Here is a 14,348-nt window from a genome sequence, read left to right on the forward strand (position 1 = left end):
ACTCCTGCTAAATATCGGGCTCTCTTTGCCGGCCACGACTGCTAGCGGACTCCGGCGGGTTCGGGCGCCGAGGCGTCAACCGGCGTCGGACTGGGCTGGCGGAGCTTCGCTCCTTCGACGTCCACATCCGGAAGGATGCGGTCGAGCCATTTCGGCATCCACCATGCCTTGTCGCCCAGGAGGTACATGGCGGCCGGAATGATGGTCATCCGCACCACGAAGGCGTCCACCAGCACACCGAAGGCCATCGCGAAGCCGAGCGGCCGGACCATGCTCAGGTGCGAGAAGATGAAGCCGGCAAAAACACTGACCATGATGATCGCAGCTGCGGTGACCACGGCCGCGGCATGGCTGAACCCGCTCCGCACCGCGTGCCTGGCCGTTTCACCATGCATGTAGGACTCCCGCATGCCCGAGGTGATGAATACCTGATAGTCCATGGCCAGGCCAAACAGCACGCCGATCAGGATGATGGGCAGGAAGCTCAGCACAGCGCCGGGGTTAGCGACGTCAAACACGGCCCCGAACCAGCCCCACTGGTAGACGGCCACCACGGCACCGAAGGCGGCGGCGAGCGACAGCAGGAACCCTCCGGTGGCGAGCAGCGGAACCACGACGGATCGGAACACCAGCAACAACAGGATCAGGGAGAGCCCGACGACGATGGCCAGATAAGGGGGCAGGGCGTCGCCGAGCTTCGCGGAGACGTCCACGTTGCCGGCGGTCTGGCCGGTGAGGCCAATGCTGACCCCGGTGGCGTCCCTGATTTCCGTGTTCTTGGCGCGGAGTTCTGCAACCACCTTGACGGTGCTGGCGCTGGCTGGCCCTTCCTTGGGAATCACTTGGAACACCGCCGTGCGGCGGTCCTCGCTCAGCGCCACCGGGACGGCAGCAGTGACGTCGTCGAGGCCGCGCAGGATATCGGCGACGTCGAACTGCTTGGCCTGCGCGTCCGCTTCGCTGAGTCCGGCGGGGAAATCGCCGACGACCACAATCGGGCCGGTGACACCTTCGCCGAAGCTGCGGCCGGTGACGCTATAGGCCTTGTACGCCTGGGAATCGACCGGCTCGGACCCGCCGTCGGGAAGCGCCAGCCGCAGCTCGCCGGCCGGCAGCGCAACGAGCCCAAGCAGGACCACGCCGGCGAGCAGTGCCAGAACGGGGTGGCGTGTCACGAGCCCGCCCCAGCCGTGACTGCTCCGGTGTTCTTCCCTGGCGCGATCCTCCGCGTCGTGGCCGGGTGCCGCGGTGTGGGCCTCGGCCTTTGCCCAGGCCCGCCTGGAGATGAGCTTGCTGCCCACTAACGAGAGGACAGCCGGGGTCAGGGTCAGGGCAACGACGACGGCGACTGCCACTGTCGCTGCTGCCGACATGCCCATGACGGCCAGGAACGGCAGGCCGGGAATCGCCAAGGCGGCGAGGGCGATGATGACCGTCAGTCCGGCGAAAAGCACGGCATTGCCTGAGGTGCCCGTGGCGAGGGCAACGGATTCTTCACCGTCCATGCCGGCCAACAGCTGAGTGCGGTGGCGGTTGACGATGAACAGCGAGTAGTCGATGCCGACGGCGAGGCCGAGCATGAGGGCGAGCATTGGCGAGATGGAGCTCATGTCCACGACGCTGGTGAGGGCGAACGTTGCACCCACTCCCACCGCTACGCCGACAACCGCCATGAGCAAGGGCAGCCCTGCCGCGATCAGTGTGCCCAGCATGACGATCAGGACGAGCGCCGCGATGGCGATGCCGACGATTTCCGAGATGCCGAACAGCTCCGAGACGTCCTCCGTGATTTCCTTGCTGGCCAAGGCAGTAACGCCCGCGGAGTCCACTTCATTGGCTATGTCCTGGACTTGCTGCCTGACCGCTGGTGCGAGGGCGTTGATGGAGGTCTTGAACTGGACCTGGGCAATGGCAGCCTTGCCGTCCGCGGAGACAAAGCGCATGCCTTCTGAAGCGGCGAGCTGGCGTTTGGCGAGGGCGAGCTTCGCCGCACCGGCCTCGAGTTCCCCGGCGACGGCGTCGAGCTTTTCCTGGCCAGCCGCGAGGGCTGCCTTCTGATCGGCCAGCTGCGCCTCAATCGCAGCAGACGGAAGTCCGTCGGCAACCATCTGCTGCACGGCGGCCTCGAGCTGGGTTTTGCCCGCCGCGAGTTCGGAACGTGCCTTGTCCAGCTTGGCCTGGCCTGCCCCGGACTGCTGCTCGCCGGCCGCGACGGCGGCGCCTGCCTTGTCGAGCTGCGCCTGGGTGGCGAACGGGTCCACTGTTCCCTCGACGTCCGGGAGGGTTTCAAGCTTCGCGAGCGCGGCCGAGACAGCATCCTTTCCGGCCTGGCTGAACTCGGCGTCCCTGGCTTCGAAAACGATGCCCGCGGAACCTCCCGACGACTTGGGAAGGTCCTGCTTCAGCTTGTCCAGCATGCGCTGGGTTTCGGTGCCTGGGATCTGGAAATTGTTGGACATCTTCCCGTGGAATGCGGCTGCCGAACCGCCGACCGCGAGGAGGATTGCCAGCCACAGCGAGATGACGAGCCACCGGTGCCGGTAGGAAAACTTGCCGAGGCGGTAAAGGAGAAGTGCCATGTCAGGACCGTTCTGAGGAGTTCGGGGCGGGAGTGTTATGTGCGGGAGTGTTGTGTGCCGGGGACTTTAGGCCGGATGCAGGAGAGTCCGGAGACTCGGCCCCCGGGGCGGCGAAGCCGGATCCCAGGAGGCTCATCGAATCGATCAGTAACTGCCGGAGGATGGCCAGTGATTTCGCTGAGAGGTCTGTTCCGCAGCGGGTGAACCACACCTCCATGGCGGCTTTGCCGCAGGAGATGACGGAGCCCGCCAGGGCGCGGAGGTAGAGCTCGTTCATTTCCGCACTCGGATAGTGGGCCACGCGCTCGCGGGCGGCGGCGATGATCTGTTCGGTGCAGTGGTCCCACGCCTCAAGCTCGGAGCGGGCCAGCAGGGGACTGGCCTGCGTCAGGCTGAAGAGCTCGGCCATCGGGGCAACCGTCATCGGGTCGGCGAGCTCCACAAGTGCCGCGCGGGCAGACTCGAGGATGGGCTCGTTCGCCGGCCGGAGCCGGAATTGCTGCAGCGCGATGTCCAGGAAGCCATAGGTCACCGAGGCAATGGCTGCCTCCGTGCTGCTGAAGTAGTTGAAGAAGGTGCGGCGGGAGATGCCTGCCGATTCGGCGATGTCCTCCACCGTAAAATTCCCCGGCCCCGCACTGCGCAGCAGCTCGAGGGTTGAATCCGAGATGGCCCGGCGCGTTGCCGCCTTGTTCAATTCGCGGCGGGATGGAGGAACGGGCGGGCCGGCGGGGGGAGAACTGGAAGTGGACACCCAATTACACTACGTGCATGTTTGCACTCTGCGCAATATTTGCTCCGGGGCCAGAGCGGTTCGGCTCCCGCCTGCCACTTAGACAACGCCTGCCGGTTCGTACCGCCGCCTGGCGAAACACAGGTTCAGGGGGATATTCACATGGACTTCACAGGCCGCACATAGCAAAGCGCAATGTTGGAGGTGCATCCTGCTGCCATGGCCGCTACGGTCGGCAGCGACGGCGCTGCCATCCCTCGGTCGATCGAGGAGAAGATCATGAATCTTACGAAGAAGGTGGCACTCAGCCTCAGCGGGGCGGCCGTGGCGCTCGCTGCAGGATTTGGCGTGACAGGAATGGCCGCGGCGACGACGGTTACCCCGACTCCCACGTCCGGCAGCCCCTCCGCTACCCCCGTACCCGATGATCACAAGCTGGGAGGCGGCAAGCACGGACACCACCACGGGGACCGCGGCGCGCAGGTTGCAGCGCTGGCGGCCAAGCTGGGCGTGGATGAGGCCAAAGTTGCAGACGCGCTCAGGGACTTCCGGGATGCAAACCGGCCTCCCGGTCCCCCTGCGGACGGACAGAAACCGGACGGGCAGAAACCGGACAGGCGGAAACCGGACAGGCGGAAACTGGACCGGTCGGCGATGGAGGGCGCGCTGGCTGCGTCCCTGGCAAAGTCCCTCGGTATCGACGAGGCCAAGGTCAAGACCGCCCTGGAAGAACTGCGCACCGAGGCGCAGAAGAGCCGGGCGGCAGCGCTGAAGCCGCGTCTCGATCAGGCTGTTTCAGATGGCACCCTGACACAGGCCGAGGCGGATGCAGTCACCAAGGCAGTGGAGCGGGGCGTGATCAGCGGACGTCGCTGACGCTCCGGATGCACCCGGCTCGCGTCTGCCCTATGCTGCCCGGTTCACGGCGGCAAGGAGGGCCTCGCCCAGCTCGGCCGGTTTGGTGAATTGTGGCCAGTGGCCCGTGGGCAGGTCCACCAGCTCCACGTCGCGGATGCGCGCGAGCTCCTCTACGTAGGGGTGGCGCGCGTCCATCCATTCAGTAAGCAAGGACGTCGGGAATTCACAGGCGATCACCGTGGCAGGGACGTCGTAGCGGCGCTCGTCGTGGAGGTGCTGCTTGTCGTATGCGACACCTTTCGGCTGCGGTATGGCACGCTCCCGGAACTCGGCCCGCAGTTCGGCGTCCAGGTCCACGAGGTCCTCCTCGTCAAAGCCGTCCCATGGCGGCAGGGGTATTTCGTCCCCGTCGGCGGGCAGCTGGTCGTTGATGACGCCACCCTCACCAAGCGGCCCGCTGTCCACATAGACGGCACGGGCAACGCGGTCGGGGCGGGCGTCAACCACGCCATGGATGATGGCTCCGCCGCCGGAGTGGCCGACGAGCACCACGGGGGCATCGATGGCGTCCACCGCGGCCACAACCGCGTCGACGTGGTCCCGCAGGCCGATGCCGGCCCGTGGCGCATCTGGCGCCTCGAGCCCGGGAAGTGTCAGCGGATGGACGCGGTGCCCCGCCGCAACGAGCGGGGGCGTCACCTCCGACCATGAAGAAGCGTCCAGCCAGAATCCGGGAACCAGGATGACGTCCATGACGGTACCCTACGCTGCAATGACGGCGGACGGCACGCGCGCCGGCCGTGTTTCCGCAACTGAAATTCCTGCCGGCCGTTACGCCTTGGCGTCGGCCAGTTGCCGGCTCTCTATGATTGCGGGGTCCTCAGCGGAACCCGCCGGTTCCGCCTGGTCAGCAGGGGAGTCATCCGCGAAGGGGTCACTGGAACGCGGCGCATTGTAGAGCGCCTCATCCAGGATCCCCTGGCGCTTGGCCACGATGGTGGGGACCAGTGTCTGCCCGGCAACGTTGACCGCAGTGCGGCCCATGTCCAGGATGGGGTCGATGGCCAGCAGCAGTCCGACGCCGGCCAGCGGCAGTCCCAGAGTGGACAGCGTCAGCGTCAGCATCACCACGGCGCCCGTTGTGCCGGCTGTAGCCGCCGAACCCAGGACGGCCACGAGGGCAATCAGCAGGTAGTGGCTGATGTCGAGCTGGACGCCGAAGAACTGGGCAACGAAGATGGCAGCGATGGCCGGGTAGACCGCGGCGCAGCCGTCCATCTTGGTGGTGGCGCCCAGCGGAACGGCGAAGGAGGCATAGCCGCGGGGGACGCCCAGGTTCCGCTCGGTGACGCGCTGGGTCAGCGGAAGCGTGCCGATGGACGACCGGGACACGAATGCAAGCTGCACGGCCGGCCACACGCCGGAGAAGTACTGCTTGACGGACAGTCCGTGCGTGCGGATCAGGGTGGGGTACACACCGAAGATCACGAGGGCCAGTCCGATGTAGATGGCGATGGTGAACTTGCCCAGCGATCCGATGGTGTCCCAGCCGTAGACAGCCACGGCGTTACCGATAAGGCCTACGGTGCCCAGAGGTGCGATGCGGATGATCCACCACAGGACCTTCTGGATGACGGCCAGCGCCGAGGCGTTGAGGGCCAGGAACGGTTCAGCCTGCTTGCCCACCTTGAGGGCGGCGATGCCGACGGCGACCGCGATCACCAGGATCTGGAGCACGTTGAAGCTGACGGCGGTGGTGACAGCACCGGTTTCCGCCACAGTGGAGCTTGCGCCAAGGCCCAGGAAGTTCTTAGGGAATAGTCCTGTCAGAAATGCCCACCAGTCGCCCGACTTGCCGGCATACCCGGCCTCTCCGGACAGGCCGGTGTTGGCCCCTGGCTGCAGCAGCACTCCGAGCCCGATGCCGATCAGCACGGCGATCAGGGACGTGACGGCAAACCACAGCAGGGTGTTCCAGGCAAGCCGTGCCGCGTTGGAGACGTCGCGGAGGTTGGAGATGGAGCTCACCACTGCCGTGAAAATCAACGGAACGACGGCGGACTGCAGCAGGGATACATAGCTCGAGCCAATGGTCTGCAGCGTCGCGCCGAGTCCGTTGGGGCTGGCCTTGGTGCTGCCGGTGTACTTTGCCAGCAGCCCAAGCCCGAGCCCCACGATCAAGGCGGCGATAATCTGGAAGCCGAAGGAACCTGCCCACCGGGGCAGTTGGAAGCCGGAACGCGCGGCCGACGAAGAAGTGGTTCGATTGCTCACGCCAACAAAGCTAGGCCGCATAAAATACAGCTTCCACCCGACGTTGAGAAATATTACGCGGAAGTAGCAGCGATCAACCGTCCCGATGCCCGGAAATGCAGCACAGAACCAACTTTTTGTGAAGTTATTCCCTTAGTCCGTGTGGCATATCTCTCCCGCGTGCCCTGATTTTGACGAGCTCAATCAGCGCTGGCTAGCCCAGCATTGCGCGTCTGAGCGTATCGAGCCCCACGGAGCCGATGTTCAACGCCTTGGTGTGGAACTCCTTGAGGTCGAAGCCGGGACGGGTTTCCAGCTCGGCCCGGATCTGCTCCCAGAGGCGCTGGCCCACTTTGTAGGACGGAGCCTGGCCCGGCCAGCCGAGGTAGCGGGCGAATTCAAACTGCAGCTGCCCCTCGCTGATGTCCAGGTTTTCCTTGAGGAAGTCGAAGCCCTTCTCCGGAGTCCAGCGGCCGGATCCCCAGCTTGCGGGCATCGCGAGCTCGAGGTGGACGCCGATGTCGAAGACCACCCGTGCAGCCCGCATCCGCTGCATGTCCAGCATGCCCATGTGGTCGCCGGGGTCCTTGAGGTAGCCGAGCTCCTCCATGAGCTTTTCGGCGTACAGCGCCCAGCCTTCGCCGTGCCCTGAGGTCCAGCAGACGTTCCGGCGCCAGCTGTTCAGGAGTTCGCGCCGGTAGACGGCAGTGGCGATCTGGAGGTGGTGCCCGGGCACACCCTCGTGGAACACCGTGGTGGTCTCGGCCCAGGTGGTGAACGTGTCTTCGCCCTCCGGCACGGACCACCACATCCGCCCCGGCCTGCTGAAGTCGTCGGAGGGGCCGGTGTAGTAGATGCCGCCGTCGGCTGTGGGAGCGATCCGGCACTCGAGGGTTTTCATCACGTCCGGGATTTCAAAATGGACGCCGGCGAGCTCCGCCACGGCTCGGTCCGAAAGCCCCTGCATCCACGCCGTCAGGGCGTCGGTGCCCTTGATCTGGCGTGAGGGATCGCTGTTCAGGATTTCCTTGGCTTCCGCAACAGTCGCCCCGGCGCGGATTTCCCCGGCCACTGCATCCTGTGCGGCGATGATCCGATCGAGCTCGCCCACGCCCCACGCATACGTTTCCTCCAGATCCACCGTGGCTCCGAGGAAGGACCGTGACGCGAGTGCGTACCGTTCCCGCCCCACGGCGTCCTTGTGCGGCGCAACCGGCAGCAGTTCATCCTGGAGGAACGCGGCAAACTGGGCATACGCTGCCCGGGCCGCGGCAGCGCCGTCGTCGAGGTTCTTCTGCAGTGCCGCCGGCAGCAGGCCGTCCGCTGTCCTGGCTCCGGCCGCCAGCTTCGCGAAGAAGCCGTCCTCAGCCGCGTACCTGGTGGACTGTTCAACCACAATGCTTACCTGGCGCGACGCGGAGACCCGGCCGGCTTCCTTGGCCGCGCGGAGGGATTCGATGTAACCGCGGAGCGCGCCGGGAACGTTGTGCGCGCGGCCTGCGATGTGCTTCCAGTGCTCCTCGGTGTCCGTCGGCATGAGGTCGAAGATGGAGCGGATATTCTGTGCAGGGGATTCGATGTTGTTCAGCTCGGCGGCGTCCCAGCCCGTTTCGTGGATCTCCAGGTGGAGCCCGAGGCGCTCGCGCATGGCGTCCAGCGTGACGGCATCCACGTCGTCGGCAGGAGCTAGTCCCGCAAGGGCATCGAGGGTGTCGCGGGCAGCAGCGGCAAATTCTTCGATCCCGGCAGGCGAAAAATCCTGGAATTCCGTATCGTGTCCGGGCACGCCGAGGATGGTGGCGAAGCTCGGATTGAGCCGGATGAGAGTGTCCGTGTAAGCGTCGGCGACGGCGTCAATGCCGGTCCGCGTCCGCGCAGGGGTTGGGGTTTCACTAGTCACCCCACGAGACTAACCGCGCATACCCGGTTATGAAAGACTTACTGAACTTTTGCCGCGGAGGCGGTGGGGACGGATTCAGCCGCGGCTGCGCTTCCAGGCCCCTGGGCCGGGGGTCGGGCCCAGGCGCAGTTGCTGTCGACGAACCCAGTGCCGGACGCTGGGCTTCCTGGAGTCAGCCGCTTCGGCAGATGCGATGGAAAGCACGACGGCGGTCAGCGCCGCCAGCTCCTCAGGTGTCGGTTCCCCTTTGACGACAGAGAAGAGCGGGGTTTCGACAGGCCCACCCGCCTGGATTTTGACAAGCTCAACCAGCGGGGTGGTGGCCTCAAGCTCAGCCGGCGGGTTTGCAGCAGGATCGGTTGCCGGGCTCACAGCGGGATGTTTCCGTGCTTCTTGGTGGGGAGGCTGGCGCGCTTGTCGCGGAGCGCCCGAAGTCCCTTGATGATCTGGAGGCGCGTATCTGACGGTGCGATAACCGCGTCAATGTAACCGAGTTCTGCTGCCTGGTACGGGTTGAGCAGCTCTTCCTCGTACTGGCGGATGACCTCGGCACGCTTGGCCTCGACGTCGCCGCCTGCCGCGGCGACTGCGGCGAGATCGCGGCGGTACAGGATGTTGACGGCGCCCTGCGCGCCCATGACGCCGATCTGGGCCGTGGGCCAGGCGAGGTTGAGGTCGGCGCCGAGCTTCTTCGAGCCCATCACGATGTAGGCTCCGCCGTAGGCCTTCCGGGTGATCACGGTCAGCTTAGGCACCGTGGCCTCCGCGTAGGCGTACAGGAGCTTGGCGCCGCGACGGATGATGCCCTGGAACTCCTGGTCCTTGCCGGGGAGGAAGCCGGGCACGTCCACCAGGGTGATGATGGGGATGTTGAACGCGTCGCAGTGCCGGACGAAGCGTGCCGCTTTTTCCGAAGCCGAAATGTCCAGAGTGCCGGCGAACTGCATGGGCTGGTTGGCCACGATGCCGACGGTGTGGCCCTCAACCCGGCCGTAGCCGATGATCACGTTCGGAGCGTAGAGGGACTGCATTTCAAGGAAGTGGGCGTCGTCCACGATCTGCTCAATGACCTTGCGCATGTCGTAAGGCTGGTTCGCGGAGTCCGGGATCAGCGTATCCAAGGCGAGATCGTCGTCGTCGAGCTCCAGCTCCTGCTGGTGCTCCAGGACGGGAGCTTCGGAGAGGTTGTTGGAGGGAAGGAAGTCCAGCAGTTCCCGGACGAACTCGATCGCATCGGCTTCATCCGAGGCCAGGTAGGTGGACGTTCCCGTCGTGGCGTTGTGCTGCCGGGCGCCCCCGAGGGTCTCCATGTCCACGTCTTCGCCGGTGACGGTCTTGATGACGTCGGGGCCGGTGATGAACATGTGGGAGGTCTTGTCCACCATCACCACATAGTCGGTAAGGGCGGGGGAGTATGCGGCGCCGCCGGCGCAGGGGCCCATGATGAGGGAGATCTGGGGGACGACGCCTGAGGCGTGCACGTTGTTGCGGAAGATGTCCGCGAACATCGCCAGCGACGCCACGCCTTCCTGGATTCGAGCACCGCCGCCGTCGTTGATGCCCACCACAGGGCAGCCGTTGCGCAGCGCGAATTCCTGGACCTTGACGATCTTTTCGCCGTTGACCTGGCTCAGTGATCCGCCGTAGACGCTGAAGTCCTGGCTGTAGAGCGCCACGAGGCGGCCGTCAACAGTGCCGTAGCCGGAGACGACGCCGTCGCCGAGCGGCTTCTTCTTTTCCATGCCGAAGGCCGTGGACCGGTGTACGGCCAGGGCATCGAACTCGACGAAGGAGCCGGCGTCCACGAGGAGGTCGATGCGCTCACGGGCCGTGTTCTTGCCGCGGGCGTGCTGCTTTTCGATTGCTTCCGGGCCGGAGGGCTGCTCGGCGCTGGCCTGGCGGTCGCGGAAATCGGCAATCTTTCCCGCCGTCGTGGTCAGGTCGTGGCTCATGAAGTTTCTCCGGCTCTGTAGCTGTTGTGCTGCAGCTGATGCATGCTGCAGCAGCGTAAACGGGATCCCTGATGCGGTGTCGCAGCAACTCCATTAAGTAGCTTCCGCACAAATCCAAGGCCCTGATGGCTAGTCTAGTGACGCCGATTCCGTGTGCTGCTGTAGGGATCCTACAATTTTCATCTCCCACCTCAGCGGGGGCGTGTATGTTACCCGCGAGTAACATAATGCGGCTAGAGTGTCTTTATGACCTCAAGCAACGACGCTTTTCCCGCCACTGCAACGCCCTACCAGGCCACGGGCTCTCTCAAGGGCCGGACCATTCTGATGTCCGGCGGCAGCCGCGGCATCGGCCTCGCCATCGCCCTGCGCGCCGCCCGTGACGGGGCCAACATAGTCCTGCTGGCCAAGACCGGCCAGCAGCATGCGAAACTCCAAGGCACCGTCTTCAGTGCCGCTGAAGAGATCGAAGCCGCCGGTGGACGGGCGGTTCCCCTGGTCGGGGACGTCCGCAATGACGACGACGTTGCGCGCGCGGTGGCCACCGCCGTCGAACGTTGTGGCGGGATCGACGTCGTGATCAACAACGCGTCAGCCATTGACCTCTCCCGCACGGACGATGTGGACATGAAGCGGTACGACCTCATGCAGGACATTAACGTCCGGGGCACCTTCCTGCTGTCCAAGCTTGCCCTGCGCGCCCTGCGCAAGTCAGCCGGCCACATCCTCACCCTCTCGCCGCCGCTGAACCTTGACCCCAAGTGGGCGGGCAGGCACCTCGCCTACACCATGGCCAAATACGGCATGAGCCTGACGACGCTGGGACTTGCGGAGGAGCTTAAGGACGACGGCATCCGCGTCAATTCCCTCTGGCCATGCACGCTGATCGATACCGCAGCCATCCGGAACATGCCGGGAGGTGAGTCGATCGTCCGGGCTGCCCGCGGCCCTCAGATCATGGCGGACGCGGCCCATGCTGTGCTCACCGGCGGCAATCTCAGGAACGGTGCTGCACCAACCGGCAACTTCTACACGGACGAACAGGTGCTCGCCGCCGCCGGTGTGAGCGACTTCAGCTCCTACAGCCTGGGCGCCGCCGAGGACCAGCTCGTACCTGACATCTTCCTCTGACTTCCCTGACCGGTGCCCTGAATCGGCTGCTCCCGCCCGGCAACTCGATAGGATTCAACTATGGATGCCGCACGCCCCGACGAAAGCCCTGAAGCGCAGGAAAACCTGAACGGAACGAACGGGCTCCCGGAGCGGCCCGCGCTGGACCGGGACGCCCTTTCCAGCGCCGAATTCCTGTCAGCCCACGGCATTTCGCAGCTGCAGGTAGTTGACGTCACCGGCTCCACCAACGCCGACCTCCTGCGCGCGGTCACGGTCGAGCCCAAGGCATGGCCGGATCTGGCCGTCCTCACCGCTGAGCATCAGACTGCTGCCCGGGGCCGGCTGGACCGCTCCTGGGAGGCGCCCGAGCGCAGTTCCGTCCTGGTCTCGATCGTTCTCCGGCCGGTCAATGCAGACGGCCGGCCGCTGCCCACCCAGACCTACTCCTGGCTCTCGCTTCTGGCAGCCCTGGCGCTCCGCGACGCCCTGCTGGAAACGGCCGGGCTGCAGGCAGAGCTGAAATGGCCCAACGACGTCCTGGTCCACGGCAGGAAAATTGCCGGCATCCTCGCCCAGCTCGGCCCGATGGGCGACGGCTCGGTGCCACCCGTGATCCTGGGCACCGGGCTGAATGTCACGCTGACCGAGGGCGAACTGCCAGTTCCCACCGCCACCTCGGTGCAGCTTGAAGCTGCCGAAACAGTGGACCGCACCGCTCTGCTAAAGAGCTACCTGTCCCGGTTCTGCACGCTCTACCGGAGTTTCTGCAACGCCGACGGCGACCCCACAGCCGGTCTCGCCGGCGGACCGTCCCTGCACAAGCGTGTGGAAGCCGTTATGGTGACACTGGGCCAGCAGGTGCGTGCCCATCTCCCTGGCGACCACGAAATCATCGGACATGCCTCCCGGCTCGACGACTCCGGCTCCCTCCTGGTGGTGGATGCCTCGTCCCATGAGCATGTGGTGACGGCCGGAGATGTGATCCACCTGCGCCCCTGGTCACCGCCGGGGCACTCCACAGAAAGCGGTAATGCGTAAAGACCTCCTACCGGGGGAGCAGGTCATTGTCATGACTCGCCCGCAGCCCAGGATGCTGTTTGTTCCTGCGGTGGTGTTTGTTCTGGCGCCGGCCCTGGCTGCCTTCGCGAGCGCCTGGATCATCCGCGGCGGGCTGGAGCGCCTCGTCCCGGCCGTGTCCGCCGACTGGACCTTCTGGCTGGTGACGGGTTGCGTGCTGTTGGCGCTGTGGGTCCTCTGCGGCTACTGCCTGCCGCGGCTGCTGCGCTGGCAGGCCACGCGGTACTTCCTGACCAACCGGAGAATACTGGCGCGCTACGGCATGCTCCGGCGGCGGGATCAGCAGGTGTTCCTGGAATCAGTGCGTAATGTCACGGTCAGCCAGACGGTGCTCCAGCGGATGTTGCGCTCGGGGACTATATCCTTGGATGCCGGGCACAAATTCAGCGCCGTGCTCCGGGACGTCCCGGAGGTCGCCACATTCCACCGGTTTGTGCTGGACGCTTTGAGCGAGCTTCCAAAGGAAGAGTTGTTTGAATGGGGTCACGCGCCGGACGAGTCCGATGCCGGATTCCCGCGGGATATGAGAGAAGGTGGGAGAGATGAACGATGAGGACCAGCGCGTGAGCCAGGAGCCGGGCGCCGGCGAGGCGACAGACGCCGTCGAGATCACTCCCGCCGCTGCGGCTCCTCCCACCGGAACGATGTCCGCGGAGCGCATCGCCATGAAGGCCCTTGAAGCCAGGCTGCTCGGCGGCGAGCGAAAACTGCGCCGCCGGGAAGTGGCAGCGGGCGCAGGGCTCTCGCTGCTGTCGGCGCGGAAGCTGTGGCGTGCCCTCGGGTTCCCGAACCTCGGCGACGAGGAGGTTGCCTTTACCGAGCGCGACCAGGCCGCCCTGAACACCGTGGTGGACCTCGTTCGCGCCGGCAAGCTCACGGAAGATGCAGCGATTTCCGTGACCCGCTCCATCGGGCAGATGACGGACCGCATGGTGGTGTGGCAGATCGAGGCCCTCGTTGAAGACATGGTCCATGAGCAGGGAGTCACTGACGCCGTGGCCCGCAAGCGCCTGGTCAACGAACTTCCCGGCCTCGTGGACGCCCTCGAGGAAATGCTCGTCTATTCATGGCGGCGCCAGCTCAACGCGGGGGTCCAGCGCCTCGCCGTCCGCGCCGAGGCCGGCCTGCAGGCCAGCGAGGAAGGCCGCGAAGGCGACGAGGACGACGCGCCGCTGCCCCTCGCCCGGGCTGTCGGCTTCGCCGACCTCGTGTCCTACACCAGCCTTTCCCGGCGGATGAACGAAAAGACCCTCGCCAAGCTGGTGCAGAGGTTCGAGAACAAATGCGCGGAGATTATCTCCGTGGGCGGCGGCCGGCTCGTGAAGACTGTTGGCGATGAAGTCCTGTACATCGCCGAGACCCCCGCTGCCGGCGCCGAAATCTCCCTGGCGCTGGCGCAGGCCTTCACCGACGACGAGATCCTCCCCGAGGCGCGGGTTGCCATGGTCTGGGGACGGATCCTGTCCCGCCTTGGCGACATTTACGGCCCCACCGTCAACCTTGCCGCACGCCTGACAACGCTGGCCGACCCGGGCACCGTGCTGGTGGATTCCATGACCGCGGCAGCCCTTGACCAGGACGAACGCTTCGTGCTGGTACCCAAAGCTGCGGAAAACGTCCGCGGCTTTGGCGAGATCCTGCCCGTAATGCTGGCCCGCGGCCAGGGTAAGGGCCTGGTCCTGGACTGAGCTGGTCCTGGACTGAGCTGGACAGCGTGGGCAGTCCTCCCCATCGCGCATCCAAGCGCCGGTGGGTAGGCTTGCCCGCGTAACGGATGACGCCAGCCGGCTTTCCTTGGACAAGCCGGCAACGCCCATGTAATAGTCGAGACTCAGAATTGTTCCGGCGTCTCTATGGGGGAGTGGCGGACTGTACGGCTCCTG

General features: G+C 65.6%; 12 protein-coding genes. 5 read left to right on the forward strand and 7 right to left on the reverse strand.

Annotated features, from left to right (window positions below; genetic code table 11):
• Window positions 1-41: 41 nt before the first annotated feature.
• Both J7E80_RS05765 and J7E80_RS05770 read right to left on the reverse strand, forming a co-directional pair.
• The gene (locus tag J7E80_RS05765; RefSeq protein ID WP_215050519.1) at window positions 42-2,579 is read right to left on the reverse strand and encodes an MMPL family transporter; all 2,538 of its coding nucleotides are present in this window, start codon (window positions 2,577-2,579) and stop codon (window positions 42-44) included.
• 1 nt (window position 2,580) lies between these two features.
• The gene (locus J7E80_RS05770) at window positions 2,581-3,333 is read right to left on the reverse strand and encodes a TetR/AcrR family transcriptional regulator (protein WP_215050520.1); all 753 of its coding nucleotides are present in this window, start codon (window positions 3,331-3,333) and stop codon (window positions 2,581-2,583) included.
• Window positions 3,334-3,591: 258 nt separating this feature from the next.
• Between J7E80_RS05770 and J7E80_RS05775 the strand changes: the two genes are divergently transcribed.
• Window positions 3,592-4,188 (forward strand): hypothetical protein, encoded by a 597-nt coding sequence (locus tag J7E80_RS05775; protein WP_215050521.1) that lies wholly within the window; start codon window positions 3,592-3,594, stop codon window positions 4,186-4,188.
• 30 nt (window positions 4,189-4,218) lie between these two features.
• Here the strand turns inward: J7E80_RS05775 and J7E80_RS05780 are convergent, their stop codons facing one another.
• From J7E80_RS05780 to J7E80_RS05800, 5 genes are all read right to left on the reverse strand, one after another.
• Entirely contained in the window at window positions 4,219-4,923 is a 705-nt protein-coding gene (locus J7E80_RS05780; RefSeq protein WP_215050522.1) for an alpha/beta fold hydrolase, read from the reverse strand.
• A gap of 78 nt (window positions 4,924-5,001) precedes the next feature.
• Window positions 5,002-6,444 (reverse strand): dicarboxylate/amino acid:cation symporter, encoded by a 1,443-nt coding sequence (locus J7E80_RS05785; protein WP_215050523.1) that lies wholly within the window; start codon window positions 6,442-6,444, stop codon window positions 5,002-5,004.
• Window positions 6,445-6,637: 193 nt separating this feature from the next.
• Window positions 6,638-8,323 (reverse strand): DUF885 domain-containing protein, encoded by a 1,686-nt coding sequence (locus tag J7E80_RS05790; RefSeq protein ID WP_215050524.1) that lies wholly within the window; start codon window positions 8,321-8,323, stop codon window positions 6,638-6,640.
• Between the two features lie 75 nt (window positions 8,324-8,398).
• Window positions 8,399-8,635 carry an acyl-CoA carboxylase subunit epsilon gene (locus J7E80_RS05795; protein WP_215050715.1) on the reverse strand — a complete coding sequence of 79 codons (237 nt, stop codon included), beginning with the start codon at window positions 8,633-8,635 and terminating at the stop codon, window positions 8,399-8,401.
• Window positions 8,636-8,691: 56 nt separating this feature from the next.
• A complete protein-coding gene (locus J7E80_RS05800) occupies window positions 8,692-10,275 on the reverse strand; it encodes an acyl-CoA carboxylase subunit beta (protein WP_215050525.1) in 1,584 nt (527 codons plus the stop codon).
• 246 nt (window positions 10,276-10,521) lie between these two features.
• On the opposite strand from J7E80_RS05800, the gene J7E80_RS05805 reads away from it, so the two are divergent.
• From J7E80_RS05805 to J7E80_RS05820, 4 genes are read left to right on the forward strand one after another with little or no spacing between them, the layout of a single operon-like run.
• Window positions 10,522-11,406 carry an NAD(P)-dependent oxidoreductase gene (locus J7E80_RS05805; RefSeq protein ID WP_215050526.1) on the forward strand — a complete coding sequence of 295 codons (885 nt, stop codon included), beginning with the start codon at window positions 10,522-10,524 and terminating at the stop codon, window positions 11,404-11,406.
• Window positions 11,407-11,466: 60 nt separating this feature from the next.
• Entirely contained in the window at window positions 11,467-12,426 is a 960-nt protein-coding gene (locus J7E80_RS05810; RefSeq protein ID WP_215050527.1) for a biotin--[acetyl-CoA-carboxylase] ligase, read from the forward strand.
• A complete protein-coding gene (locus J7E80_RS05815; RefSeq protein ID WP_215050528.1) occupies window positions 12,419-13,018 on the forward strand; it encodes a PH domain-containing protein in 600 nt (199 codons plus the stop codon). Before J7E80_RS05810 ends, J7E80_RS05815 begins: the two co-directional genes overlap by 8 nt.
• Complete coding sequence (locus tag J7E80_RS05820; RefSeq protein ID WP_251036492.1) at window positions 13,008-14,153, forward strand: adenylate/guanylate cyclase domain-containing protein; 1,146 nt, start codon at window positions 13,008-13,010, stop codon at window positions 14,151-14,153. Before J7E80_RS05815 ends, J7E80_RS05820 begins: the two co-directional genes overlap by 11 nt.
• Window positions 14,154-14,348 lie beyond the last annotated feature (195 nt).

It is taken from the genome of Arthrobacter sp. ISL-28 (genome assembly GCF_018613875.1).
Classification (GTDB): domain Bacteria; phylum Actinomycetota; class Actinomycetes; order Actinomycetales; family Micrococcaceae; genus Arthrobacter.

Coding starts and splice junctions, on each gene's coding strand:
- J7E80_RS05765 (WP_215050519.1), bottom strand. CDS start 2,579: ATGGCACTTCTCCTTTACCGCCTCGGCAAGTTTTCCTACCGGCACCGG.
- J7E80_RS05775 (WP_215050521.1), top strand. CDS start 3,592: ATGAATCTTACGAAGAAGGTGGCACTCAGCCTCAGCGGGGCGGCCGTG.
- J7E80_RS05780 (WP_215050522.1), bottom strand. CDS start 4,923: ATGGACGTCATCCTGGTTCCCGGATTCTGGCTGGACGCTTCTTCATGG.
- J7E80_RS05800 (WP_215050525.1), bottom strand. CDS start 10,275: ATGAGCCACGACCTGACCACGACGGCGGGAAAGATTGCCGATTTCCGC.
- J7E80_RS05805 (WP_215050526.1), top strand. CDS start 10,522: ATGACCTCAAGCAACGACGCTTTTCCCGCCACTGCAACGCCCTACCAG.
- J7E80_RS05810 (WP_215050527.1), top strand. CDS start 11,467: ATGGATGCCGCACGCCCCGACGAAAGCCCTGAAGCGCAGGAAAACCTG.
- J7E80_RS05815 (WP_215050528.1), top strand. CDS start 12,419: ATGCGTAAAGACCTCCTACCGGGGGAGCAGGTCATTGTCATGACTCGC.
- J7E80_RS05820 (WP_251036492.1), top strand. CDS start 13,008: ATGAACGATGAGGACCAGCGCGTGAGCCAGGAGCCGGGCGCCGGCGAG.